At 65.9% G+C, this 25,496-nt stretch carries 19 protein-coding genes and 5 tRNA genes; 10 read left to right on the top strand and 14 right to left on the bottom strand.

Annotated elements, in window-relative coordinates; all coding sequences use genetic code 11:
- Positions 1–49 precede the first annotated feature (49 nt).
- Positions 50–661, top strand: a complete 612-nt coding sequence (locus AC1DIX_RS06110) for a TOL_0243 family YfiR-like periplasmic protein (RefSeq protein WP_477322804.1) — start codon at positions 50–52, stop codon at positions 659–661.
- Entirely contained in the window at positions 658–2,571 is a 1,914-nt protein-coding gene (locus AC1DIX_RS06105; protein ID WP_477322802.1) for a sensor histidine kinase, YfiR-like protein-associated, read from the top strand. Before AC1DIX_RS06110 ends, AC1DIX_RS06105 begins: the two co-directional genes overlap by 4 nt.
- Before the next feature lie 342 nt (positions 2,572–2,913).
- Here the strand turns inward: AC1DIX_RS06105 and AC1DIX_RS06100 are convergent, their stop codons facing one another.
- The 7 genes from AC1DIX_RS06100 to AC1DIX_RS06070 all read right to left on the bottom strand — a co-directional run bounded on the left by AC1DIX_RS06100 (position 2,914) and on the right by AC1DIX_RS06070 (position 5,861).
- Entirely contained in the window at positions 2,914–3,528 is a 615-nt protein-coding gene (locus AC1DIX_RS06100; RefSeq protein WP_477322800.1) for an FxDxF family PEP-CTERM protein, read from the bottom strand.
- A 444-nt stretch (positions 3,529–3,972) separates the two neighbouring features.
- A tRNA-Arg gene (locus tag AC1DIX_RS06095) sits at positions 3,973–4,049 on the bottom strand.
- A gap of 180 nt (positions 4,050–4,229) precedes the next feature.
- Positions 4,230–4,306: transfer RNA gene (locus AC1DIX_RS06090), tRNA-Arg, on the bottom strand.
- A 63-nt stretch (positions 4,307–4,369) separates the two neighbouring features.
- The gene (locus AC1DIX_RS06085; RefSeq protein ID WP_477322798.1) at positions 4,370–5,101 is read right to left on the bottom strand and encodes a suppressor of fused domain protein; all 732 of its coding nucleotides are present in this window, start codon (positions 5,099–5,101) and stop codon (positions 4,370–4,372) included.
- Between the two features lie 124 nt (positions 5,102–5,225).
- Positions 5,226–5,302, bottom strand: a tRNA-Arg gene (locus tag AC1DIX_RS06080).
- Positions 5,303–5,505: 203 nt separating this feature from the next.
- A tRNA-Arg gene (locus AC1DIX_RS06075) sits at positions 5,506–5,582 on the bottom strand.
- Positions 5,583–5,784: 202 nt separating this feature from the next.
- Positions 5,785–5,861, bottom strand: a tRNA-Arg gene (locus AC1DIX_RS06070).
- A 106-nt stretch (positions 5,862–5,967) separates the two neighbouring features.
- On the opposite strand from AC1DIX_RS06070, the gene AC1DIX_RS06065 reads away from it, so the two are divergent.
- The 3 genes from AC1DIX_RS06065 to AC1DIX_RS06055 all read left to right on the top strand — a co-directional run bounded on the left by AC1DIX_RS06065 (position 5,968) and on the right by AC1DIX_RS06055 (position 11,520).
- Positions 5,968–9,801 carry a sensor histidine kinase gene (locus AC1DIX_RS06065; protein WP_477322795.1) on the top strand — a complete coding sequence of 1,278 codons (3,834 nt, stop codon included), beginning with the start codon at positions 5,968–5,970 and terminating at the stop codon, positions 9,799–9,801.
- A gap of 7 nt (positions 9,802–9,808) precedes the next feature.
- The gene (locus AC1DIX_RS06060; protein WP_477322793.1) at positions 9,809–10,918 is read left to right on the top strand and encodes a DegT/DnrJ/EryC1/StrS family aminotransferase; all 1,110 of its coding nucleotides are present in this window, start codon (positions 9,809–9,811) and stop codon (positions 10,916–10,918) included.
- Positions 10,919–11,070: 152 nt separating this feature from the next.
- Positions 11,071–11,520, top strand: coding sequence for a RidA family protein (locus tag AC1DIX_RS06055; RefSeq protein ID WP_477322791.1), 450 nt, complete (start codon positions 11,071–11,073; stop codon positions 11,518–11,520).
- A gap of 67 nt (positions 11,521–11,587) precedes the next feature.
- Here AC1DIX_RS06055 and AC1DIX_RS06050 read toward each other — a convergent pair whose 3' ends face one another.
- The 3 genes from AC1DIX_RS06050 to AC1DIX_RS06040 all read right to left on the bottom strand — a co-directional run bounded on the left by AC1DIX_RS06050 (position 11,588) and on the right by AC1DIX_RS06040 (position 15,118).
- Positions 11,588–12,934: a right-handed parallel beta-helix repeat-containing protein gene (locus AC1DIX_RS06050; protein ID WP_477322789.1), complete on the bottom strand. Its 1,347-nt coding sequence runs from the start codon at positions 12,932–12,934 to the stop codon at positions 11,588–11,590.
- A 336-nt stretch (positions 12,935–13,270) separates the two neighbouring features.
- Positions 13,271–14,152: an oxygenase MpaB family protein gene (locus AC1DIX_RS06045; RefSeq protein ID WP_477322787.1), complete on the bottom strand. Its 882-nt coding sequence runs from the start codon at positions 14,150–14,152 to the stop codon at positions 13,271–13,273.
- 15 nt (positions 14,153–14,167) lie between these two features.
- A complete protein-coding gene (locus AC1DIX_RS06040) occupies positions 14,168–15,118 on the bottom strand; it encodes a LysR family transcriptional regulator (protein WP_477322785.1) in 951 nt (316 codons plus the stop codon).
- A gap of 124 nt (positions 15,119–15,242) precedes the next feature.
- Here AC1DIX_RS06040 and AC1DIX_RS06035 point away from each other — a divergent pair, with 124 nt between their 5' ends.
- The 4 genes from AC1DIX_RS06035 to pyk all read left to right on the top strand — a co-directional run bounded on the left by AC1DIX_RS06035 (position 15,243) and on the right by pyk (position 20,468).
- Positions 15,243–16,331: a tartrate dehydrogenase gene (locus AC1DIX_RS06035; protein WP_477322783.1), complete on the top strand. Its 1,089-nt coding sequence runs from the start codon at positions 15,243–15,245 to the stop codon at positions 16,329–16,331.
- A 79-nt stretch (positions 16,332–16,410) separates the two neighbouring features.
- Positions 16,411–17,766 carry a dicarboxylate/amino acid:cation symporter gene (locus AC1DIX_RS06030; protein ID WP_477322781.1) on the top strand — a complete coding sequence of 452 codons (1,356 nt, stop codon included), beginning with the start codon at positions 16,411–16,413 and terminating at the stop codon, positions 17,764–17,766.
- A gap of 4 nt (positions 17,767–17,770) precedes the next feature.
- Positions 17,771–19,057, top strand: coding sequence for a glycerate kinase type-2 family protein (locus AC1DIX_RS06025; protein ID WP_477322779.1), 1,287 nt, complete (start codon positions 17,771–17,773; stop codon positions 19,055–19,057).
- Positions 19,047–20,468 carry a pyruvate kinase gene (pyk, locus tag AC1DIX_RS06020; RefSeq protein WP_477322777.1) on the top strand — a complete coding sequence of 474 codons (1,422 nt, stop codon included), beginning with the start codon at positions 19,047–19,049 and terminating at the stop codon, positions 20,466–20,468. The genes AC1DIX_RS06025 and pyk overlap by 11 nt, the downstream gene beginning before the upstream one ends.
- A gap of 3 nt (positions 20,469–20,471) precedes the next feature.
- Here the strand turns inward: pyk and AC1DIX_RS06015 are convergent, their stop codons facing one another.
- The 4 genes from AC1DIX_RS06015 to AC1DIX_RS06000 all read right to left on the bottom strand — a co-directional run bounded on the left by AC1DIX_RS06015 (position 20,472) and on the right by AC1DIX_RS06000 (position 23,647).
- A complete protein-coding gene (locus AC1DIX_RS06015) occupies positions 20,472–20,855 on the bottom strand; it encodes a group III truncated hemoglobin (RefSeq protein WP_477322775.1) in 384 nt (127 codons plus the stop codon).
- 7 nt (positions 20,856–20,862) lie between these two features.
- Positions 20,863–21,807 (bottom strand): D-2-hydroxyacid dehydrogenase, encoded by a 945-nt coding sequence (locus AC1DIX_RS06010; RefSeq protein WP_477322773.1) that lies wholly within the window; start codon positions 21,805–21,807, stop codon positions 20,863–20,865.
- 102 nt (positions 21,808–21,909) lie between these two features.
- Positions 21,910–22,266 (bottom strand): hypothetical protein, encoded by a 357-nt coding sequence (locus tag AC1DIX_RS06005; RefSeq protein ID WP_477322771.1) that lies wholly within the window; start codon positions 22,264–22,266, stop codon positions 21,910–21,912.
- Between the two features lie 121 nt (positions 22,267–22,387).
- On the bottom strand, positions 22,388–23,647 hold the full coding sequence (locus AC1DIX_RS06000) for a M28 family metallopeptidase (RefSeq protein ID WP_477322769.1): 1,260 nt from the start codon (positions 23,645–23,647) through the stop codon (positions 22,388–22,390).
- A gap of 132 nt (positions 23,648–23,779) precedes the next feature.
- Between AC1DIX_RS06000 and AC1DIX_RS05995 the strand changes: the two genes are divergently transcribed.
- A complete protein-coding gene (locus tag AC1DIX_RS05995) occupies positions 23,780–25,480 on the top strand; it encodes a M28 family metallopeptidase (protein WP_441933458.1) in 1,701 nt (566 codons plus the stop codon).
- The last annotated feature ends 16 nt before the right edge of the window (positions 25,481–25,496 follow it).

The raw sequence follows: 25,496 nt of genomic DNA, 5'->3' as shown, positions 1-25,496 counted from the left end.
CCATTTGCGCGCACTCTTTCACCGCTGGCTTCGCCTCCTGACCCGGCCGATGCACCGTCCACCGAGCTCATCCGCGAATCACGGCCTGCGCAGCCGCCTGGCCGGCTGGGCGCTGCTGTGCGCGGCCGCCCTGTGCGGACAGCAGGCGCTGCTGCCGGCGGCGCGGGCCGACAACGCCGCCACCAGCCCGGTACTGGAACGGCGCGTCAAGGCCGCCTTCCTGTATAAATTTCTCGGCTATGCCGAATTTCCACCCGGCGCCTTCGCCGACGCYGCCAGCCCGGTCACGATCGGCGTGATCGGCGCCGACGAGCTGGCCGCCGAACTGGGACGCATCGTCAGCGGACGGATCGTCGGCAATCGCCCGATCCTGGTCAGGGTGCTGCGCGAGTCCGAGCTCGGCACGCCGGTGCACTTGCTGTTCATCGCCGGCTACGACAGCGCCAGGGTGGGGCGCATGGTGCGCGCGGCCGGCAATGCGCTGCTGGTCGTGACCGAATGCGATGGTGGACTGCAGCTGGGCAGCGCCATCAATTTCCGCATCGTCGACGAACGGGTGCGCTTCGATGTCGCACTCGACGCCGCCGAACGTAACGGCATCAAACTCAGTTCCCGTCTGCTGACGGTGGCGAACCGGGTGCAGAAAGGAGCCCAGCAATGAGCTCGATGAAGCGCATCCGCAACACCGGTTCGGTACGCCGCAAACTCATCCTCATGGCGGTGTCGACCACGCTGGCCGCCCTGGTGGCGGCGTCGGTGGCGATGCTGCTGGTCGACCTGCGTGCCTTCCAGCGCTACTGGACCGACGACCTGATGACCCAGGCCGACATCATGGCGCGCGTGACGGCGCCGGCCCTGGCCTTCAACGACGACGAGACCGCGCGCCAGAACCTGGCGGTGCTGCGGGTGCGCCCGCAGATCCTGGCGGCCGCCATCTATACCAGTGGCGGCAGCCGCTTCGCCGGCTACGTGGCGCCGTCGGCCTCCGGCAGCGCGCTCAAGCTGCCGGAGCGCCCGCAGGCCTCGGGCTACCGCATCGAGGGCAGCGAGCTGGTGGTGTTCCGCAACATCGTCGAGAACGGCGACATGGTCGGCACCGTCTACCTGCGCGCGCGCTACGGTCTGTTCGACCGCCTGCTCAGCTATGGCGCCATCCTCGGCGCGGTGATGCTGGGCGCGCTGGCGATCGCCTGGCTGGTCGCCTCGCGCCTGCAGGAAGCCATCACCCGGCCGCTGGAGTCGGTCACCGACGTGGCGCGCCAGGTGATGCAGCAGCGCGACTTCAGCCTGCGCGTGCCCGGCAAGGAGAGCGGCGAGATCGGCGTGCTGATCGATGCCTTCAACGACATGCTGGCCGAGATCGGGCGCCGTTCGCACGCGCTGCAGGAAGCCAACGCCACCCTGGAGCACGAGATGCAGGTGCGCGAACGCGCGGAGCAGGCCCTGATCGTGGCCGACCGCCGCAAGGACGAATTCCTGGCCACCCTCGCGCACGAGCTGCGCAATCCGCTGGCGCCGATCCGGACCGGCCTCGACATCCTGCGCCTGCGCAGCGGCGACGCCCAGGCCACCCAGCGTGCCACCGACATCATGGAACGCCAGCTGCGCCAGATGGTGCGCCTGGTGGACGACCTGCTGGACGTCTCGCGCATCAATACCGGCAAGTTCACGATCAAGTCCGGCCGCGTCGAGCTGAAGGCGATGGTCAACGACGCCCTCGAAGTAGTCCGTCCGTATATCGACCTGCATGGACACGAGCTGCAGATCGACCTGCCCGACCGCCCCGTATTCCTGAACGGCGACGCCACCCGCCTGGCCCAGATCCTGTCGAACCTGCTCAACAACGCCGCCAAGTACACCAACCGCGGCGGCCGCGTGAGCCTGCATGCCAGCGTCGAGGACCGCACCCTGACGCTGGTGGTGGCGGATACCGGCATCGRCATCGCGCCCGAGATGCTGGATATCGTGTTCGAGATGTTCGTGCAGGTCGATTCGACCCTGGAACGCTCGACCGCCGGCCTGGGCGTCGGCCTGTCGCTGGCGCGCAAGCTGGTCGAACTGCACGGCGGCACGATCGAAGCGCACAGCGAAGGCCTCGGCCACGGCAGCCAGTTCGTGGTGCGCCTGCCGATCGTGGTCGATCCTGAGCTGCCGGCCAAGCCGACCCCGGCTTCCTTCATCAGCGCCGAGACCTACCGCATCCTGCTGGCCGACGACAACGTCGACTTCGTCAACAGCATCGGCGCGCTGCTGACGGCGATGGGCCACAGCGTGGTCATCACGCACAACGGCCCGGACGCGCTGGCCGCCGCCAAGCGCTTCTGCCCGGACTACGCCTTCCTCGACATCGGCCTGCCGCAGATGTCCGGCTACGACCTGGCGCGCGGTATCCGCGGCCTGTCCTGCGGGGCGATGACGGTGATGATCGCGGTGACCGGCTGGGGGCAGGAGAAGGACCGCCAGCTGGCCTTCGAGGCGGGCTTCGACCACCACATGGTCAAGCCGGTGCGCTTCGAGCAGATCGAGGAAATCCTCGGCAACCGCAGCCTGATCAAGAAGCTGCGCACATAAAAAGGCGCTGTTCGCGCCAAGTGTGGAATCTTTTCTGGAACACCTGGGGCCGCGCCTGGCACGCGACGCGCTGCTGGTGAACGATAGCCATGCGGCCGACCCGGCATTCGCGCGGGAGGCCGGATGCGAACCTGGCTGCTGCCTTTCCGCGGCGTCCCCAGCCCTTACCTGGACCATTCCTTCGGCTCGCGCTGGGCGCTGGATGGCCAGCGTATTGCCCGCCTAGACGCATTTCCAAGAGCGGCGCCGGGCAGATTCAACACTTAATGCAAACAGCGCCATAAAAAAAGCGGAAGCGCTTGCGCGCCTCCGCTTCAATGCCGTGTAGACGGTCGCTGGAACTTACGCTGCCTGGTTCGCAGCCTGCTTGCGGCGGCGAGCCAGGAAGCCCAGGACGCCCAGGCCGGCGAGCATCATGCCGTAGGTTTCCGGTTCGGGAACCGGCGCCAGCATCACGGCGCCGCCGAACGACGCTGCCGTATTCGACACCATGTTGCCGCTCACCAGCAGGTAGTAGTCGCCCGCGGACAGGTTGCTGCTGGACACAGACCACACGTCCATGGCGCCCTTGTTCACCTGGGTACCGCTGGAGATCAGGGTATCCATGCCGGTGCCGCCGGTGCCGGTGCCGGTGCCGCCGCCGACGCGGAACAGCGACAGGCCGCTGATATCCAGGCCGGTAGCTGCCGTGCGGCTGATCGAGGAAACGATGGCATCGAAGTTCGAGCTGGTGGTGCCGGTGACCGAGAAGGTGAAGTGGTCGGCAAACATGGCGCCATTGTTGTTCATGGCGAGTGTGTCACCGAAGAAGCCACTGCCATTGGTCAGGTCCAGAACCTGTGGGGTGGTGCCGATGGTGGGGGCGGCGGTGCCGCCACCGGTGGTTTGGGCCATGACGGCCGAGGAACCGAATGTTGCGGTTGCAAACACGATACCAGCGATCAGAGATTTTTTCATTTCTTACCTCGCAAAGATTCAGCCGCGTCCTGCAGCTTGGTTTTCAAGAATCGGGGAACTTCATCCTATCAAACCGTCGATAAAACGCGCCAAAAACCACCAATGTGTGCGCTTCTTCTCGGAAATGTGCACGTGTTCAATAATTTCTTACCGGATTCGGCGATTACCCGATTCTCATAGAGGAGGAGGGGCTATTTGCATTGACGAGCAGAAAAACTTATCAGGCTTGCCAAGTATTTGTAGGACTGAGCCTACTTGCAGACGCGCGATACTCCTCGGCCGAGTTTGTTGCAGTTAGTGAATATTTATTGAACGCTCGGCAATGGAATTGCCCACGGGACTAGTCCTATGGCAGGGCTAAGTCACTGATCCATAAGGACAATACGGATGGGCAAAAGAAAAATGGCCCAGAAATCGCTTTCTGAGCCATTCGTCTTGAAATGTTGGTGCGGCTGGCAGGAATCGAACCCACGACCCCTTGGTTCGTAGCCAAGTACTCTATCCAGCTGAGCTACAGCCGCCCGATGCACGTATTATAGCGAAGTTTTGCCATTTGGCAAAGTGGCTGAAACGGCAAAAAAGCAGGGCAGGGAAGGTCGGATTCGGCTGACAGTATGGTCGGGAAACGCAGGGTATTCCGTTACCGGAAAAGAAAAATGGCCCAGAAAGATCAACTTTCTGAGCCATTCCTCAAGAATAACTGGTGCGGCTGGCAGGAATCGAACCCACGACCCCTTGGTTCGTAGCCAAGTACTCTATCCAGCTGAGCTACAGCCGCCCGAGGCACGCATTATAGCAGCGGCTTGGCGAATGGCCAAGTGCATGGCCGCGGTATCCATTCTCAGAGGAAGCCAAAGCGTTTTTTCGCCGCATTCGGGCAGCGCGGGTCGATCGCGTCGCCGATGCGCTTTTTCGCCAGGCGTTCCAGGAGCTTGTTGGTTCCCGCCCGCAGTTTCAGATCCATCTCTTCTTTATATAGAGGCACGACGGCGAAAAAGGCGATTTCCTTGTCTTCGTCGATCCCTAGCGTGTGGAATGGATCCGGCACGCTCACCGGCGGCAGCAGGATGCAGCCGTCGAATTGCACGTCCGGCGCATAGGGTTCCGCCGGATCGCCGTTCGGCATGGTGTGGCCCCAGCCCAGCCAGGTGCCGTACTTGTGAGGAAAGCGCGCCAGGCCCTTGATCAGCCTTACCGGCCAGTACCAGGATTCGTCATTGAGGGATTCCTGGTCGAGTTTCCAGTCCGGCGGCAGCGTCACGATCAGTTCGGCAAAGCGGGGAGGGTCGATTTCCTGCGGCGTCGACATCGGCAGATCGCTCATGCCCGAGGTGACCAGCCGGACGAATGGATACGCGTCGGTGGGGCGGACGACATGGACGTCGATATGGACCGTGTCCGAGACCACTTCGTGGAATACGGACGCGATCGGTCCGAGATGCCGCTCGATGTGCCCGGAAATCTGCTCGAGGCACATCTCGCCCTCGGGCGGGCTCCAGGCGCCGGGCTCGGCGTGGCGAAGAATGGCGCTGCCGCCCAGGGAAAAGACTTTGCTGTCCTTGTTTTCGCTCACTGCCATTCCTTTGTCGGCCCATGACTTGCCGCACAGCTTAGCGTGAAAGCTTGCGCCGAAAACGCCGGACAAAAGAAAAATGGCCCAGAAAGCAGAACTTTCTGAGCCATTCCTCAAGTATAAGTGGTGCGGCTGGCAGGAATCGAACCCACGACCCCTTGGTTCGTAGCCAAGTACTCTATCCAGCTGAGCTACAGCCGCCCAAGGCGCGCATTATAGCAGTGCGTTCTGGAATGGCCAAGTCCATCGTGGAGAATCGACGGCGACTCATGGCGTGCGCAGCTGTTTCAAGGACATGCGACCGATTTCCCCGTGAGGTTCGGAGCGCGGCAATGTCAATGCAAGCAGTCAAAAGAAAAATGGCCCAGAAAGCAGAACTTTCTGGGCCATTCCTCATGTATAAGTGGTGCGGCTGGCAGGAATCGAACCCACGACCCCTTGGTTCGTAGCCAAGTACTCTATCCAGCTGAGCTACAGCCGCCCGAGGCGCGAATTATAGCAGCGAGTTCCGGAATGGCCAAGTCCGCCGCGAAGAATCAGCGGCGGCTCATGGAGCGGGCGGCTGTTGCAAGGGCAAGAGCCCGATTTCCCGGCAGGCGCGGAGCGCGGCAATGTCAATGCAGGCAGCCAAAAGAAAAATGGCCCAGAAAGCAGAACTTTCTGAGCCATTCCTCATGCATAAGTGGTGCGGCTGGCAGGAATCGAACCCACGACCCCTTGGTTCGTAGCCAAGTACTCTATCCAGCTGAGCTACAGCCGCCCGAGTCGCTATTATAGCAGCGACATCCCGCAGGGGGAAGTCTTAATTTTTCTCAACATAAGAAGCGCTTCTGGTAGATTAAAGGCTGTTTCCGGAAAACCTCTTTATGTTCCGCTTCCTCCTCGCTTGCGTCCTGGCCTGCGTCGTCAGTCTGTCCGCCCAGGCCGGCGCACCGCGCAGCCTGCGCTTCGAACGACTTGGCCTGGAACAGGGCCTGTCGCAGGAATCGGTGAAGACGATCCTGCAGGACCGCGCCGGTTTCATGTGGTTCGGCACCCAGGCCGGACTCGACCGCTACGACGGCTACCGCATCCGCAGCTTCCGCAGCGACCCCGGCGATTTCTCCAGCCTGCCCGACAATTTTACCCAGGCCTCCTACGAAGACGATGAAGGCCGGCTGTGGTTCGGCACGCGCGGCGGCCTGGCCCGCTTCGACGAAGCCGGCCAGAAATTCGTCCGCTATCCCTTCGCGTCCGTCAGCGACCGGGTGGCGCGCAACCGCGCCGTCACCGCCATCGTCGGCGCCGGCCGCGGCGGCCTGTGGGTCGGCACCGGGGATGGGCTGATCCACCTCGATCCCGCCAGCGGACGCTTCCGCGCCTTCCGCCACAATGCCGGCGATCCTGCCAGCCTGCGCGACGACCGCGTCAGCGCGCTGGCGCCGGACGGCCGCGGCGGCGTGTGGGTGGGCACCGGCGTCGGCATCGACCATTTGCCGGCTGGCGCCACCAGCTTCGAGCACTACGACATCGATCCGCGCGGCGGCGCCAAGCGCAACACGGTGCTGTCGCTGTCGATGGGGCAGAACGGCACCCTGTGGATCGGCACCGCCGCCGGCCTGGACGCATGGCGTACCGGCGACGGTCCGCCCGAGCGGCGCCACGTCGGACCCGAAGAGGGCATGAGCGACGCCGGTATCCTGGCCCTCTACCACGACGCCGGCAACAACCTCTGGGTCGGCACCGACCTCGACGGCCTGAAATGGCTGGACCCGGTCACCCAGCGCTTCGTCGGCTACAACAACGTGCCGCTCGACCGCCACAGCCTGTCGGACAACCAGGTCAGCGCGGTACGCGTCGACCGCACCGGCACCCTGTGGGCCGGCACCCTGTTCGGCGGGGTCAGCCGCGCCGACCTGGCCAGCGGCGGCTTCGGCAGCTTCGTGCTGTTGCCGGGCGCGGCGGACGAGCGCCCGGAAACCCTCAGCCGCAAGGTCCGCGCGATCGCCGCCGGCGCCGACGGCAAGCTGTGGCTGGGCACGACCGGCTCCGGCCTGATCCACCTCGAACCGATCAGCGGGCGCTTCGAGCGCATCCGCCACGACCCGAAGCGCCGCGACAGCCTGCCGGACGACGTCATCACCGCGGTGCTGCCGGGGCGCGGCCGGCTGTGGGTCGGCTCGGGGACCGGGCTGTCCTGGCGCGACGCCGCCAGCGGCGGCTTCACCACCGTCCCGCTGGGCAAGGACTCGGCCGGCAACTACGTGCAGGACATGATCCTCGACCACAGCGGCAACCTGTGGGTCGCGACCCGCGGCGGCCTGTTCCTGCTCGACCCGGAGGGCCACGTCCTGAGCGCCTGGCGCCACGATCCCCAGGATCCGCGCAGCCTCGGCGAGAACTACGGCTTCGCCTTGTTCGAAGACCGCGACGGCACCATCTGGTACGGCACCGAGAATGGTCTGGACCGTTTCGACCGCGCCAGCGGCACCTTCCGCCATTACCGCCATGACGACCGGGATCCGACCACCCTGCGCCACAACCGCGTCTATTATCTCTACCAGTCGAAGATCGGCGAGACGTGGGTCGGCACCGCGGCCGGCCTGCACCGCATGGAGCGCGATGCCGGCGGGGCCGCCGTGTTCCGCTATTTCCCGGTGACGAAGTCGCGCGGGCCGGTGCCGATCGGCGCCATCCTCGAGGGCAATCACGGCGAGCTGTGGATCAGCACCACGGTGGGCCTGACCCGCCTCGACCCGGCCACCGGCGAGTTCATGAACTACAGCGCCAAGGACGGCCTGCTGGACGGCACCTATTTCGTCGGCGCGGCCGCACGCGACGCCGACGGCGAGCTGCACTTCGGCGGCGTCAACGGCATGACCTCCTTCATGCCGGACGCGGTGCGCGACAACCCGTATCCGGCCCAGGCGGTCGTCACCGAGTTCCTGGTGCAGGGCCGCTCGCTGCTGCCGCATGGCGTGGCCGAACCGCACATCGATCTGCCTTACCGCGATGCCGGCTTCACGCTGGAATTCGCGGCGCTGCACTACGCCGACCCGCTGGCCAACCGCTTCGCCTACCGCCTGCTGGGCTTCGACCGCGACTGGACCGAGACCGACGCCAGCAAGCGCTTCGCCACCTACACGAACCTCGATCCGGGCGATTACGTGTTCGAAGTCCGGGCCGCCAACAAGGACGGCCTGTGGAGCGACGTCCCGGCGCGCATGGCGATCACCATCGAGCGGCCGTTCTGGATGACCTGGTGGTTCCGGCTGCTGGTCGCCCTGTTCCTGCTGGGCGGCGGCTTCGCCATCTACCGCCTGCGCATCCGCGCGCTGGTGCAGCAGAAGGAAACCCTGGAGCGCACCGTCGGCGCACGCACCGCCGAACTGGTGCTGCAGAAGGAGGCCGCCGAACAGCAGAAGGAAGCGGCCCTGCAGGCGCGCCGCAACATCGCGCTGCTGTCCGACATCGGCCGCGAACTCACCGCCAACCTGGACGGCGACGCGATCATGAAGAATGTCTACGGCCAGGTGCGCCAGCTGATGGACGTGCACGTGTTCGCGATCGGCGTGCTGCGCGGGGACCGGCTCGACTGTCCCTTCGTGATGGAAGACGGCAAGCGCGTCGCCGGCGCCGAGCATTGCGGCGCGCGCGTGCTGGCGATGGCGCAGCGCAGCGCCGAGCGCGCCGAAGAGATCCTGATCGACGACTTCGAACACGAAGCTGCAAGCTGGGTCGGCGAGCTGCGCGATTCGGTGGATACGCGGCCGCCGGCCTCGCTGATCCTGGTGCCGGTGATGGTCGGCACCCGTTCGCTTGGCGTGATCTGCGTGCAGAGCCACACGCCCCACGCCTACCAGCACATCCAGCTCGACATGCTCAGCACCCTGGCCGCCTACGTGGGCGTGGCGCTGGACAATGCCGACGCCTACCGCCAGCTGAAGGACACCCAGGCCCAGCTCGCGGCGCACGAGAAACTGGCCTCGCTCGGTTCGCTGGTGGCCGGCGTCGCCCACGAACTGAATACGCCGATCGGCAACAGCCTGCTGATGGCCAGCACCCTGCAGGAAAAGACGGAGCAGCTGGCGGCGCGCTTCACCCAGTCCACCCTGAAGAAATCGGAGCTGGAAGGATGGATCGGCGCGGCCAGCGAAGCCAGCGCCCTGATCCAGCGCAGCCTGCATTCGGCGGCCGAGCTGGTGAACAGCTTCAAGCAGGTCTCGGTCGACCAGGCCAGCACCCAGCGCCGCCGCTTCGACCTGGCCCAGGCCTGCCACGAGATCGCCGCCACCATCATGAACCAGGTGCGGCGCGGCGGGCATGTGCTCGAGATCGAGGTGGCGCCGGGCATCGTGATGGACAGTTATCCGGGGCCGCTCGGGCAGGTGCTGATCAACTTCGTCAACAACGCGCTGCTGCATGCCTTCGACGGGCCGGGCGGCACCATGGTGCTGGCGGCCGCCATGTCGGGCGCCGAGCGGGTGCGGATCGAATTCCGCGACGACGGACGCGGCATCGGGTCCGAGCACCTGTCGCGCATCTTCGATCCCTTCTACACTACGCGCATGGGGCAGGGCGGCACCGGCCTGGGCCTGAACATCGCCTACAATATCGTCACCACGCTGCTGGGCGGGACCATCCGCGTCGAGAGCCTGCCTGCCATGGGGACGGCATTCATCCTCGACCTGCCGCTGCGCGCCGCATCATCACTTCAATGAGGACTTCGTGGCACACCTGAATTTTTCGCAACCGAGCATTTCCGAAGACACGATCGCCGCGATGGCGGAAACCATGCGCAGCGGCTGGATCGCCAGCGGCCCGCGCGTGCTGGAATTCGAGCGCGCCCTGTCGCACTCCTTCGGCGGGCGTCCGACGCGGACCCTGACCTCGGCGACCGGCGCGATGGAACTCGCCCTGCTGGCCTGCGGCATCGGCCCCGGCGACGAGGTCATCACCTCGACCCAGAGCTTCTTCTCGACGATGAACATGATCGTCAAGGTGGGTGCGCGGCCGGTGTTCGTCGACTGCGACCTGGTCACGCGCGCGATCGACCTGGCGCAGGTCGAAGCCTCGATCACGCCGCGCACCAGGGCCATCGTGCCGACCCATTTTCCCGGTGCGCTGGGCGACATGGACGCGCTCTACGCGCTGGCCCGCCGCCACGGCCTGCGCGTGATCGAGGATGCCGCGCTGGTGCAGGGCTCGGCATGGCAGGGCCGCCCGGTCGGCAGCTTCGGCGACATCGCGACCTTCTCCTTCCACCCCAACAAGAACATGACGACCATCGAAGGCGGCGCCATCGTGGTGCCGGACGAGGCGACGGCACGCAGTATCGAGGTGTTGCGCTTCCACGGCATCGAGCGCCTGCCCGACGATACGCGCGATGTCGCGGTCGCCAGCGGCAAGTACAACATGTCCGACGTATCGGCAGCCATCGGCCTGGCGCAGCTCGCGCAGCTGCCGGGCTTCCTGGCGCATCGGCAGGCGCTGGCGGACCATTATTTCGAGGTGTTCCCGAACATCGAGGACGCGGTGCTGCCGCCGCGCGGCGTCGCGGGGCAGAGCTGGAACATGTTTTGCGTGCTGCTGCCCTACGACCGCCTGGGGACGACCCGCCAGTCCTTCCGTGCGGCCTTGCGCGAGCGGGGTATCGGCACCGGGCTGTCGTATGAACCCTCGCATTTGACCAGCCTGGGCCAGAGCCTCGGTTACCGCCGCGGGCAGTTCCCGCATGCCGAGCGGATCGGCGACCAGACGCTGACCTTGCCGCTGCATTGCGGCATGGGTGTGGCGGATGTCGAGAGGGTTTGCGCTTCGATTCGGGAAATTCTCTGAACCTGCGCGCTGCGGTTCGGGGCGTCCGTCGCGCCTTTGTATTGACACGCCTGATTGGTGATCTATATTGGTTTACCGTGGGACCGAGCTGAGCAACGCGCTCTTTCGCCCCAACGAGTCCGATATCTTTTCTTCGAAGAAAAAGGAAAACCATGAAAACGAATATCCGCTTCGGCTGCGCTATCGTTCTTGCTCTCGCCTGCTACCCGGTCCTGTACGCATCGGCCGCGGACGTCATTGCCACAAAAGACGCCCCCGCGGCAATCGGCCCTTATTCCCAGGCTATCCGGGCCGGCAATATGGTCTTCCTGGCCGGCCAGATTCCCATCGATCCCAAGACCGGTCAGTTGAACCAGGGGTCGATCGAAGATCAAACGAGGCAAGCGCTCGACAATCTCAAGGCGGTACTTGCAGCCAGCAATATGTCGATGGAAAACGTCGTTTCCACGACCGTGTACGTCAAGGACCTGAACGACTTTACGCGGCTGAACACCGTGTATGGCACGTATTTCAAGGATAAACCGCCAGCCCGTGCCACCGTGCAGGTGCAACGGCTTCCCAAGGATGCCGCCGTCGAGATTTCCGCTATTGCGGTGCATTGACGCCTGCGCGGATTCGACCATCCCGGGCATCGCCAGTACCGGGCACCGCAGAATCCGATAAGGGCGGTCAGATATTGCCGACGGTGCTGATGTTTGCGTCCGTGCCGTCGGTATAAATCCCCATCGGGGTCTTCCCTGAAAACGTGTTGTTGGAAACGACGGTGGGCTTGCCGTACACGTAGGCCAGTGCGATATGCGCCTGGAACTGGCTGGGCGTCTTGCCGCCGCTGCGCCGGTTCATGACGGAAAAGCTGCAATTCGAATCCATCTTGTTGGCATTGATCGTGTGGCCGCCCGTGTCGGTCCACTTGGCCCTGTCGCCGCCGCCGTACACCTGGATACCGTTCCCTTCATTGTTCGAAACAATGTTGCCGTAGACCGAGCACCGGTTTGTGCCGTCGTCGATGCCGATGCCGACGCCTTCCGAACCGTTGTCCAGCGGACCGCCATAGTTATAGTTGAACCTGCAGGTGTTGTAGCGGATCGTATGTCCCGATACGGCATCTTGCCCTTTCGCCGACGACAGCTCGATGCCCCGGCCGTAATAGGTCGTGCTCAGGGTCCCGCCATTCGAATTGCAGGTGTTGCGCTCGATGATGTAGGACTTGGCAAAGCCGCTGATATGGATGCCGAAATTCATATTGTTGCTGCAGTTGTTGTTGCCCAAATAGCTGCCATCTCCACCGTTGATGAAGATTCCGACCAGCATGCCGGTCACGGTATTGTTGTCCAGCCTGGCAGCGGACCCCTGGATGAGAAAGACGCCCATCGCACTGCCGTTCATGCAGTAAGCGATGCCGGGAGGCGGCGAAACGCGGTTCCCGCTGATCACGAGATGGGTGAGGAAAGAGCTGCTGTTGTAGGTCTCGCAGCGGATGCCATGCGATCCCGAGGTGCCGCCGCCGCGATGGCGGACGGTGTTGTTCAGCAAGCGGAGGTCGTCGATCGTCGTGTTCGCAGCGACCAGGATCCCCTGGTTGCCATAGCTCGGACCATTGCTGATGACGTCGAGCAGGCAGCCGGAAACGGTCACATGGTTTTTTGTGTAGACATACACGCCGCCGCAATTCGACGTCACGTTATTGTTTTCGAAAACGCAGTTATTGCCCAGCCAGATGATCGCTACGCCGGCGGCTTCCGGCAGGGCGGTGTTGCGGATGTCCAGATTGCGGTAGGTGATGAAATCGCGCTCCTGGTTGAGCGCCGCGATCGAGGCGCCGGCGGCCGGGGTGGTGGGCGCGCCCGGCAGGATGATGACCGGTTTTGGCTGGGTAGGATCATCGTCGCCATTCGATTTGTAATAGGCACCGATCGTGATGCGCTGGGCCGCCGTGCCGCTCGCGCCTACCCGGAAGACACCCGAATAGGTCGTGCCCCGTTTCTGCAGGTAGGTATGGCCGGGCGTCCAGGACACGCTGGTCCATGACCGGTAGGGATTGGTAAGCGTGCCGTCGCCGGGACCGGGAGCGGTGGCGCCTGGATCGATGTAGTGCACGCTCGTCTTGCTGCCGCTTTGGGCCATGGCGAAGCGCGGAAGCACGGCCGCCGCGCATGCCGAGACGCCCGCCCTGGAAGCAATCCGAAGGAATTCTCTTCTTCTGGTCATGGCTGCTCCTCCATTCAGGACCCGGGCACAGTGTTGTGCCCGGTTGGAGGATGCTACGCTTGGCGGTCACAGCCTTGCAACGACTGTTTGTTAAAAAACTCGGGAAATCGCCAGGTCGAGTGGCGTCAATACAAATTCCCGACATCAAGTAGCTCGACCTTGAGGGCGCACTGCGCGGCCGCCCGCCATCCGCCGCGCAGCCTGCACCGGCGGCGTATCCCCCAGCGGCAGCAACCCGGAACCGCGCGCCAGCGACCGCACCAGCGCCGCCTCCCCGAACCGCAGCCGATGTCCACGCAGCTGCGGCAGGGACCGCACCGGCGCCGGCGTCATCTCCACCGCGGCGCGCACCAGCAGGCGCTGGAGCCAGCGCAGCGGTGCGGGAAGAATGGCCGCTTCCATCATGATGCCCAGGAACTCGGCAAGGACATCCGAGCCTTCCAGCCCGGGCGCGGTCCGCGCCAGAATGGCCTCCCACGCCGACCAGGACGCGGGTGCCCCGGTCGCGCCATACAAGCCGGCGGACGCCAGGCCTTCGGCATATACCGCGTCCTTCTCGGCCGCCGATAAAGCCCGGACGTAGCGGTGATACGCCTCGGCGAACCCGAAGCTGGCCGTCGCATGCACCCAGTCCAGCAGCCGCGGATCGTTGGCGCGGTACGCCACGCCGGCGGGCGTCGTTCCCTGCACACGATCGTGCATGCGCACCACGTGGGCGATCATCTTTTCCGCCGCCGGGCGCGGCCCGTAGACCGTCATCATGGCCGCAAAGCCGGTGCGCCGCAGGCGCGTGAGCGGATCGCGCCGGAAGCCGCTGTGGTCCCACACGCCCGAGCGCACCGAGGGCTCGGCCAGTTCGAGCAGCACCGCCGTCACGCCGCCGACGAACAGCGACACCGGATTGGCGAACACCCGCCAGGAGACGCCGTCCGCCGGCGTCAGGGCCGGCTCGCCGCGCGGCTGGCTGAAGTCGAAGGCCATGCCCGGCGGAGCGCGCATCAGGTCCCGGATCGAATTCAGCAGCATCGCGCTTGCCTATGCCTATGCCTCTGCGTCCGCCGCGCGGTAGGCGCGGTGCTGGGCGAAGCGCTCGAAGGCCTGCGACAGGAAGGCGACCAGGGTCCGGATCCGCGCCGACTGGTGCTGGTGCTGCGGATAGATCGCATAGATGTCCGCATCCGGCGTCCGGTACTGCGGCAGCACCCTCACCAGGCGGCCGCTTTCCAGGTAGCGCTCGATATCCCATTCCGCCCGCAGCAGGATGCCGTGGCCGTCGAGCGCCCAGTTGACCGCGATCTCGCCATCGTTGGTGGTCAGGTTGCCGCGCACCTTGACCGGCTCGCCGGGGCCATTCGTATCGCGGTCCCTGAACAGGCGCCAGGTGCCGTAGGCTTCGTCGCCCTGGCGGATGCAGATGCAGTTGTGGCGCACCAGGTCCGACGGCGTCATCGGCTCGCCGCGCGCCGCCAGGTATTTGGGCGAGGCGCACAGCAGGCGCCGGTTCGATGCCAGCTTCTTCGCGATCACGCGCGTGTCGCCGGGCTCGCCGAAGCGGATGCAGACGTCGAACTGGTCCTCGGTCAGCGGCGGCGGATTCACGGACAGCTGCAGCTGCACGTCGACCTCCGGGTAATTCAGCACGTATTGCGAGATCGCCGGCGCGATGTGCAGGCGGCCGAAGCCCAGCGTGGCGTTCACCCGCAGCAGGCCCTTGGGCTGGTCTTTCGAGCTGCCCAGCAGCTGGTCGAGGTCGGCGATCTCGCCGAGGATGCGGCGGGCGTGCTCGAACAGGACTTCGCCGTCCGGCGTCAGGCTCATGCGCCGCGTGGTGCGGTTCACCAGCGGCACGCCGAGGCGCGCCTCCATCTGCGACAGGCGCTTGCTGACGGCGGCCGTGCTGATGCCGAGTTCGCGCGCCGCGCCGCTCAGGCTGCCGCAGGTGCCGAGCGAGACGAAGAAGCCGAGTTCGGCCGGTTGGATGCCGCTGCTCATGTCGATTCTTAACTTCGGGTTAAAGACGGATTAAGTCTAGCCAAGATATTTGCCCCCGTCCAGGCCATACAGTGGCTCCACGGATGCACGTTTACCTACACAGGCTTACACAGGAGACAGGAATATGAAGACCTACCAAATCGCAACCATCCCCGGCGACGGCATCGGCAAGGAAGTGGTGCCCGCGGGCCGCCAGGTGCTGGAGGCGCTCGCCGCGACGAGCAGCAAGTTCAAATTCGCCTTCGAAGACTTCGACTGGGGCGGCGACTACTACCGCAAGCACGGCGTGATGATGCCGGCCGACGGCCTCGACTCTCTGCGCAACAAGGACGCCATCCTGTTCGGCTCCGCCGGCGACCCGGACATCGCCGACCACATCACCCTGTGGGGCCTGCGCCTGAAGATCTGCCAGGGCTTCGACCAGTACGCCAACGTGCGCCCGACCCGCATCCTGCCGGGCATCGACGGTCCGCTGAAGCGCTGCGCGCCGGAAGACCTGAACTGGGTCATCGTGCGCGAGAACTCGGAAGGCGAATACTCGGGCGTCGGCGGCCGCGTGCACCAGGGCCACCCGATCGAAGCCGCCACCGACGTCAGCATGATGACCCGCGTCGGCGTCGAGCGCATCCTGCGCTTCGCCTTCAGGCTGGCCCAGTCCCGCCCGCGCAAGCAGCTGACCGTGATCACCAAGAGCAATGCCCAGCGCCACGCGATGGTGATGTGGGACGAGGTGGCCATGCAGGTGGCCAAGGACTTCCCGGACGTGAAGTGGGACAAGGAGCTGGTCGACGCCGCCACCGCGCGCATGGTCAACCGCCCGGCGACCCTGGACACCATCGTCGCCACCAACCTGCATGCCGACATCCTCTCCGACCTGGCCGCGGCCCTGGCCGGCAGCCTGGGCATCGCCCCGACCGGCAACATCGATCCGGAGCGCCGCTATCCGTCGATGTTCGAGCCGATCCACGGTTCGGCTTTCGACATCATGGGCAAAGGATGGGCCAATCCGATCGGCACCTTCTGGTCGGTGGTCATGCTGCTCGAGCACCTGGGCGAGAACGAAGCCGCACAGCGGGTGATGCAGGCGATCGAGACCGTCACCGCCACCCCAACCCTGCACACCCGCGACCTGGGCGGCACCGCCACCACGGCGGACGTCACCAGGGCCGTGTGCGGCATCCTCGACGGCAGCCAGGAGCGCGCAGCGGCCTGAGTCCGCATCAGCCCCGTCCCCGACCGGCCATGAAGAGCCGGGGGGACTCGAAACACATCACATAATGGAGACCGACATCATGTCCAGAAGCTTCTTTGGCAGGCTATACGTCCAGGTTCTAATCGGCGTCATCGCAGGCGGCCTGCTCGGCTACCTGTATCCCAAGCTCGGCACCGACCTCAAGCCGCTGGGCGACCTCTTCATCCGGCTGATCAAGATGGTGTTCGCACCGGTCATCTTCGCGATGGTGGTGCTCGGCATCGCCAAGATGGAGAGCTTGAAGGAACTGGGACGCGTAGGCAGCAGAGCCCTGATCTATTTCGAAGTCATGTCGACCTTCGCCCTGCTGCTCGGCCTGATCGTCGTAAACGTGGTCCAGCCCGGCGTCGGCATGAACGTCGATCCGGCCCACCTCGACACCAAGGCCATCAGCAACTATACGGCGGCGGCGGCGAAATCGACCGGTTTCGTCGACTTCCTGCTGAACATGGTCCCGACCAGCGCCATCGACGCCCTGGCCAAGAACGATATTCTGCAGATCCTGGTGTTCGGCACCATGTTCGGCATTGCGCTGTCGCGCATGGGCCGCCACGCCAAACCCGTGGTCGACATCCTGGAAGCCTTCAATACCGGCATGTTCATGGTGCTCGGCATGGTCATGCGGATCGCGCCGCTCGCCGCTTTCGGCGCCATCGCCTTCACGGTCGGCAAATACGGCCTGGGCTCGCTGCTGTCGCTCGGTCAGCTGATGGGTTCCATGTACCTCACCTGCGTCGCCTTCGTGTTCGTCGTGCTGGGCGTGGTCGCCCGGATCTGCGGCTTCAGCATCTGGAAGTTCCTGCGCTTCATCCGCGAGGAGATCTTCACCGTGCTCGGCACCAGCTCGTCCGAGTCCGTCGTCCCGCAGCTGATGAAGAAGCTGGAGTACCTGGGCGTCTCGAAGCCGGTGGTGGGGCTGGTGGTGCCGTCCGGCGTCACCTTCAATCCCGACGGCCAGTGCATCTACTACACCATGGCCGCGATCTTCATCGCCCAGGCCACCAACACGCCGCTGTCGCTGATGGACCAGCTGGTCGTGCTGGGCGTGCTGATGATCACCTCGAAGGGCTCGGCCGGGGTCACCGGTTCCGGCTTCATCACCCTGGCCGCCACCCTGGCCTCGATGGGCAAGATCCCGGTGTCCGGCATGGTGCTCCTGCTGGGCGTCGACCGCTTCATGTCCGAGGCGCGCGCCATCACCAACACGATCGGCAACGGCGTCGGCACCCTGGTGGTGGCACGCTGGGTCGGCGCCGTCGACCGCGTCCGCATGAACCGCATCCTGAACGGCGAGGAACCGGTGCCGGAACAGGAAGCCCTGATCACCCCGCACGGCAACGAGGACCGCGAGGACGTCGCCGTCAGCCTGGTGAAACCGCAGAACGTATCGGCCTGAAGCCATGGACCAGAAAGCACTACTGAAGGCGATGTTCGACGCCGCCATCGCCGCGGCCCAGCCGGACAAATGCGTCCCGCCCCATCTGCCCGCCGCGCCGCGCGGCCGGCTGGTGGTGATCGGGGCGGGCAAGGCCTCGGCGGCGATGGCGCGGGCGGTCGAACGGGCCTGGCCGGGCAAGCTGGAAGGCCTGGTCGTCACGCGCTACGGCTATGCGGTGCCGTGCGAACGCATCGAGATCGTCGAGGCGGCGCATCCGGTGCCCGACGCCGCCGGCGAACGGGCGGCAAGGCGCATGCTGGAACTGGTGCGCGGCCTGGGTCCCGACGACACGGTGCTGTGCCTGGTCTCCGGCGGCGGCTCGTCCCTGCTGCCGCTGCCGCTGCCCGGCATCACGCTCGAAGACAAGCAGCTCGTGAGCCGCGCGCTGCTGGCGTCGGGCGCCAGCATCGGCGAAATGAATTGCGTGCGCCGCCATCTTTCCGCCATCAAGGGCGGACGGCTGGCCGCCGCCTGCCATCCGGCAAAGGTGCTGACCCTGCTGATCTCGGACGTGCCGGGCGACGAACCCTGCGACATCGCCTCCGGTCCGACCGTCGCCGATCCGAGCACCTGCGCGGATGCCCTCGACATCGTGCGCCGCTACGGTATCGCGTTGCCGGGCAGGGTGCGCGACGTGCTGGAGAGCGGGGCAGGGGAATCGGTCAAGCCGGGCGATCCGCGCCTGGCCGGCAATGAAGTCCGCTTCGTTGCCACCCCGCAGATGGCGCTGGAGGCCGCGGCCCGCGTGGCCGAGGCGGCCGGCGTCGCCGTCCACATCCTCGGCGACAGCCTGGAAGGCGAAGCCCGCGAGGTCGGCAAGGTCATGGCCGGCATGGCGCTGCAGGTGGCGCGGCGCGGCCAGCCCTTCGGCACGCCCTGCATCCTGCTGTCCGGCGGCGAGACCACGGTGACGGTGCGGGGCGACGGCCGCGGCGGGCGCAACGTCGAGTTTCTTCTGTCGGCTGCGATCGCCCTGCGCGGCGAAGCCGGCATATACGGCCTGGCAGGCGATACCGACGGCGTCGACGGCCAGGAGGAGATCGCCGGCGCTTACTTCTCGCCGGATACGTTGGCGCGCGCCTTCGACAGGGAGATCCGGCCCATGCAAAGCCTGGACCGCAACGACGGCCACGGCTTCTTCCAGGCGCTCGGCGACGCCATCGTCACCGGTCCCACGCTCACCAATGTGAACGACTTCCGCGCCATCCTGATCGACACGCCCCACGGGAGCACCACACATGCATCGTAATCGCAAGGCGAAAATCGTCGCCACCCTCGGCCCAGCCAGCACGGACGCGGCCACCATCGAGGCCCTGTTCCGCGCCGGCGCCGACGTCTTCCGTCTCAACTTCAGCCACGGCAGCCACGAGGACCACAAGGCCCGCCTCGACAAGCTGCGCGCGCTCGAACAGTCGCTGGGCCGCCCGGTGGGGGTCCTGATCGACCTGCAGGGGCCGAAGCTGCGCATCGGCACCTTCGCCGAAGGCCGCGTCACCCTCGAGGCCGGGGCATCGTTCCGGCTCGACCTGAACGCCGGCCAGCCCGGCGACGGCAGGCGCGTCGCGCTGCCGCATCCCGAGATCTTCGCGGCGCTGGAGCAGGGCACCATCCTGCTACTCGACGACGGGCGGATCGCGCTGCGGGTCGAGCAATTCAACGCCGAGTCGGCCGATACCACGGTCGTGAATGGCGGCGTGCTGTCCGACCGCAAGGGCGTCAACGTCCCCGGCGTGGTGCTGCCGCTGTCGGCGCTGACCGACAAGGACCGCCAGGACCTGGCCTTCGGCTTGAGTCTGGGGATCGACTGGGTCGCGCTGTCCTTCGTGCAGCGGGCCGAGGACATCCGCGAGATCAAGGAGATCGTGCAGGGCCGCGCCCGCATCGTTGCCAAGCTGGAGAAGCCGGCTGGGGTGAAGGACCTGGAAGCGATCGTCGAGGAAGCCGACGCCATCATGGTGGCGCGCGGCGACCTCGGCGTCGAGATGCCGGCCGAGCAGGTGCCGGCGATCCAGAAGCGCATCGTGCGCGTCTGCCGCCGTCTCGGCAAGCCGGTCATCGTGGCCACGCAAATGCTGGAATCGATGGTGACGGCGCCGGTGCCGACCCGCGCCGAAGCCTCGGACGTCGCCACCGCGATCTACGACGGCGTGGATGCGGTGATGCTGTCGGCCGAGTCGGCGTCGGGCAAGTACCCGGTCGAGGCGGTCACCATGATGAACAACATCATCGTCCAGACCGAGTCCGATCCCGTCTACCGCGAAAGCATCGCGGCGAGCCAGAGCCCGGCGCGGGCCGAGATCGCGGACGCGATCGGGCTGGCGATGCGCAACGTGGCCGAACTGCTCGACGTGGCGGCCACCGTCGCCTACACCAGCTCCGGCCACTCGGCCCTGCGGCTGGCGCGCGAACGGCCGCAGGCGCCCATCATCGGCATGACGCCCAAGCTCGCCACCGCGCGCGCCCTGGCGCTGGTGTGGGGCGTGCACGCGGTGCTGACCCATGATGTCGCCGACGTGTCGGAGATGACGGACTTCGCCTGCATTACCGCCCGCCGCGAAGGGCTGGCGCGCGAAGGCCAGACCATCGCGATCGCCGCCGGCATGCCGTTCGGCGCGTCCGGCACCACCAATCTGCTGAGGATCGCGCGGCTCGACCACTGAAGTTCAGACCTGGACCTGGATCTCGCCGAAGAAACCCAGCTGCAGGCTGCTGGCGATGCGGTTGGCCACGACCACCGCCTCGGCGGAGTCCTCGGTGCCGAACACTTCGATCGCGGTCATCCTGAACAGGGTGAGCCAGCGGACGAAGTGTTCGCGGCCGATGCCGCTTAGGGCCATGTGCTTGCCGAAGACATTGCCCTGGAATTCGCCGGTATCGAGCAGGACCTTGGTCCAGAAGGCAACCATGCGCGGCATGTGCTCGTGCCAGTGGCCGGCCAGCTTCTCTTCGAAGACGGGGCCCAGCACGGCGTCTTTGCGGACGCGGGCGTAAAAGGTGTCGACCAGCTGGACGATGGTCGACGGGGTGATGGCGTCGGTGGTACTCATGGCGCGGTCATACGAGGTTCGTGGGCGTGCCGGCCGCCCAGGCGTCGATGTTATCGACCAGCATGTCGGCGAGGGTCTGCATGGCGCCGCCGCTGGCCCAGGCCACGTGCGGGGTCAGCACGAAGTTCGGCAGGTTCAGTTTCAGGAGCGGGTTGTCCGGCACCGGCGGTTCCTTGCTCAGCACGTCGAAGCCGGCGCCGGCGATGACGCCGTTCCTGAGTGCCTCGGCCAGCGCGGCTTCGTCCACCAGGCCGCCGCGCGCGGTGTTGATCAGGATGGCGTTCTTCTTCATCGACGCCAGCTCGGCCGCGCCGATCATGTGGCGGGTCTGCCCGGTCAGCGGCAGGTGCAGGCTGATCACGTCGCTGGTGGACAGCAGCTCGGACAGCGGCAGCTGCACCACGTCGCCGTCGCCGACCGGTGAGCGCGACGCCACCGCGATCTCCATGCCGAAGGCGCGGCCGATCTGCGCCACGCGGCGGCCCAGCGCGCCATAGCCGACGATGCCGAGACGGCTGCCGGCGAGGTCGCCGATCGGGTGGTCGAGCAGGCAGAAGCGCGTCGAGCTTTCCCAGCGCCCGGCGGCGACGTCGGCGGCATAGGCCAGCAGGTTGCGCCGCACCGCCAGCATCAGGGCGAAGCAGTGCTCCGGCACCGACACGACCGAGTAATTCCGGATATTGCAGACCGCGATGCCGCGCTCGCGGCAGGCGGCCAGGTCGACGTTGTCGGTCCCGGTCGCGGCCACGGCCACCAGTTTCAGGTCCGGCAACTGGGCGATCGCGTCCGCGCGGATCGGCACCTTGTTGGTGATCGCGACCGTGGCGCCGCGCAGGCGTTCGACGACTTCCTGCTGGGCGGTGGCCGGATAGTCCTGCCAGGCATGTTCGAAGGCGGGYGGACGGACGTCGGCGATCAGGCTGTCGCGGTCAAGGAAGACGATCTTGTGCATGGCGGAATCCCAGTCGGAGGAACCGCCATTGTAGTGCGGAGACGAAAAAAAGACAGGGTAGGCACCCTGTCTTTCGAAGCGATGGGGCTTGAGCCGCTTGGCTTAGTGTGCTGCTGCCGTGTCGGCTTTCTGGTCTGCGTGAGCGGCAGCCTTGTCGGCAGCGGCCTCCGCTTTGGCCTTTGCGGCCTTTTTGTGTGCTTTTGCCTTGGTCTTGGCGGCGTCGGCCTTGGCGACGGCGACGTCGGAATTGGCCTCGGCTGCTTTCTTCTCTACCTTGGCGTCTGCCTTGGCTGCCGCTTTTTCTTCCTTGGCTTCCGCTTTGGCGACATTCTTGTCGGCTTTTGCATCGGCCTTGGCGGCATGGGTGCTTGCCGGCGCCGGCGACGTAGCGGTCGACTGGGCGGCAAATGCCGAGGTGGCGAACAGACCGGCGATCAGGGTAGCGACGATTTTGCTCATGGCGATGTTTCCTTCAGTGTTGTCTTCGAAATTTTTGGGACATTCCCGGGTGCTACTGATCCCTCAACGCGGCCAGCCGCCGGCCAGTTGACGCGTTTTTACATGTTCTTACAAATAGCTATCATTTCTTTTCCTGGGCGCCGGCCAGCCGGGCAATCGCCGCCAGCGTGGTCTGGGCCGCGTTGAGGCCCAGCAGGAAGTCCTTGTCGCTGAAGGTCGACACCAGGTCGGTCGGCTGGTGCCAGTGCGGATTCCAGCCGGCGCCGATCTGCTGGCCGCGCTCGTTCTCGCGCAGCGAGATCGACGCCACCAGGTCCATGAACGGGGTCGAGTCCGTATTCGTCATGTGCGGACCGACGGCGGCCGGATAGTCGGTGGCGTATTGATCGTTCGCGGCGCGGAAGGCCCAGGCCAGCTTCTGCGAGCCTTCGGCCTGGCGCGAGTTCGCCTGGAACTCGATGTTGACGTCGGCTTCGCGGCGCTGCTCCGGCGGCGGCGCCGTGACCGTTTTGCCGTTCGCATCCGTGCGCGCGACCGGCATGCCGTGGTCGAACATCATCATGTCGTGCTGGATCATGCCCAGCCAGCGCGGTTCCGGATAGCGGCCCGAGCCCTTGGGCGATTCGATCCCCTGCAAATCCTTGCGCTGGGCCACATAGGCGGAGGCGCCGTTCAGGCCGGTCTCCTCGTTGTTCCACAGCGCGAAGCGGATGCTGCGCTCGGTAGTGACGCCGGCGGCATTGAGGATCCGCGCCAGTTCCATCACCAGGGCCGTGCCGGAGGCGTCGTCGTTGGCCGCTTCGCCGAAGCCGAGGCCATCCATGTGGGCGGCCACGATATACATCTCGTCGGGACGGCTGCTGCCGACCTTGGTGCAAACCACCTCTTCGCGCGGGCCGCCCTTCGGATCCGGCTGCTCGGCGTTGAGGGCGCGGAGGCGCTCGTCGGGCTGGGCCATCGGATCCTGATTGACGCCGGTGGGCGCGCGGGTGCCGAACAGGGTGCTGCCACCCTGGCCGGCCGGGCCGCCGCGGCCGCCTCCCGCTGCCGCCGGACGCGGGCTGCCGGGCGGACGCGGCGCCGGCGGCATATAGTCATAACGGATGCGCTCGGTGGCGCAGCCGTAGGACTTCAGCTGGGCCTCGATCCAGTCGATCGCCTTGCGGTTGCGTTCGGTGCCCTGTTTGCGGTCGCCGAAGCGGGCCAGGCCGCGAATGGTCTCCTTGTAGCGTTCGAGGTCGAGCTGGCCGACCAGGCGGGCGACCGGGTCTTGAGCGGCCGTGGCCGGCGCTGGCGCGGTGGATTGGGCCAGGGCGGCGGGCAGGGCCAGCGCGAGGGCGGCGAAGACGGCGCAGGGCAGGAGCAGGGCGGAAGGTTTCACATGAGCTCTCGAATCAATGCTGAAGGAAGCTCGACTATATGCGATGCGCACGATTGATGCCTGTTTGACATTGCAAATTATTCAAAGGATACTCATCCGGCATTTCCACCAACCAAGAAAACCAACGAGACCGTGAAGACCACCACCTCCATCGCCATCCTTTCCGCGGCCGCGCTGGCCGCGTCCGCGCATGCCGCCCCGGCCGTGAACGCCGCTGTAAAGCCGGCGGTGCCCGCCGGCCAGGCCGTGCAGATCGAAGCCTCCCACCTGTCGCACGACGTCAAGGTGCTGTCCTCGGACGAGTTCGAAGGCCGCGGCCCGAACACGCCGGGCGAAGCCAAGACCGTCGCCTACCTCATCAACCAGTTCGAGGCGGCCGGCCTGAAGCCGGGCGGCGACGCCATTGACGGCAAGCGCGGCTGGACCCAGGACGTGCCGCTGGGCCGCTTCGAGATCAAGGGCCCGGTCGAGGTCAGCGTCAAGGGCGGCGGGAAAGAAGAAACCCTCACCCAGGGCGAGCAGATCGCCGTGCGCGCCTCAATGACGGGCGCCAAAGGCGTGGAATTCAGGGATGCGCCGCTGGTCTTCGTCGGCTACGGCGTGACCGCGCCGGAGCGCAAATGGGACGACTTCAAGGGCCAGGACCTGAAGGGCAAGCTGGCCGTGGTGCTGATCAACGATCCGGACTTCGAGGCGGGCCGCGGCGATTTCGGCGGCAAGGCCATGACCTATTACGGCCGCTGGACCTACAAGTTCGAAGAGATGGCGCGCCGCGGCGCCCTCGGCACCATCATTGTCCACGAGACCGCGCCGGCTTCCTACGGCTGGGCGACGGTGAAAAACTCCAATACCAACGTCATGTACGACGTGGTGCGCAAGAACCCGCGCGAATCGCATGCGCCGGTCGAGGCCTGGATCCAGCGCGACCTGGCCGTCGACCTGTTCAAGCGCGCCGGCCTGGACTTCGACAAGCTGAAGAAGTCGGCCGCCTCGCGCAGCTTCAGGCCGGTCGAGCTGACGGGCGTCTCGATGTCGGGCAAGTACGCCGTCGACGCCCAGGTGATCACGTCGAAGAACGTGGTCGCGCTGCGCGAAGGCAGCCGGCATCCGGACCAGGTCGTGATCTACAGCGGTCACTGGGACCATCTCGGCATCGGCCTGCCGGACGCCAAGGGCGACAGGATCTACAACGGCGCGGTCGACAACGCGACCGGCATCGCGGCCCTGCTGGAACTGGCGCGCGTGTACGCCGCCGCGCCGGCGCCCCAGCGCAGCGTGGTGTTCCTGGCGGTGACGGCCGAAGAGAAGGGCCTGCTGGGCTCCGAATACTATGCCTCGAACCCGGTGTATCCGCTGGCGAAGACGGTCGGCGTGATCAATATGGACGCCCTCGACCCGCACGGCAAGGCCAAGGACTTCACGATTTCGGGCAGCGCGAAGCTGGATCTGCTGGACCGCCTGAAGGCCAAGGCCAGGCTGGCCGGCCTGAGCTACTCGCCGGATCCGAAGCCGGAAGCCGGCCACTTCTTCCGCTCCGACCACTTCCCCTTCGCCAAGCGCGGCGTGCCGGCGATCTCCTTCGGATCGGGCGAGCATTGGGAGCAGGGCGGGCTTGCGGCCGGCAAGAAGGAGGCCGAGCGCTACGTCAAGGAGAACTACCACCAGCCGTCCGACGAATGGCGTCCGGAGTGGACCTTCGAGGGGATGGCGCGCGACCTCGGCATCCTGTACGCGGTGGGCCGCGAACTGGCCGATTCGAACGCCTGGCCGAACTGGTCGAAAGACTCGGAGTTCCGTGCGGCCCGCGATCAGAGCGCATCTGAGCGGAAATAAGTGCTCAAATGAGCGG

The sequence above is a fragment of the Massilia sp. 05N420 genome, assembly GCF_056397205.1.
The sequence above is the reverse complement of the archived record's forward strand: the minus strand, read 5'-3'. Positions and strand labels throughout refer to the sequence as shown.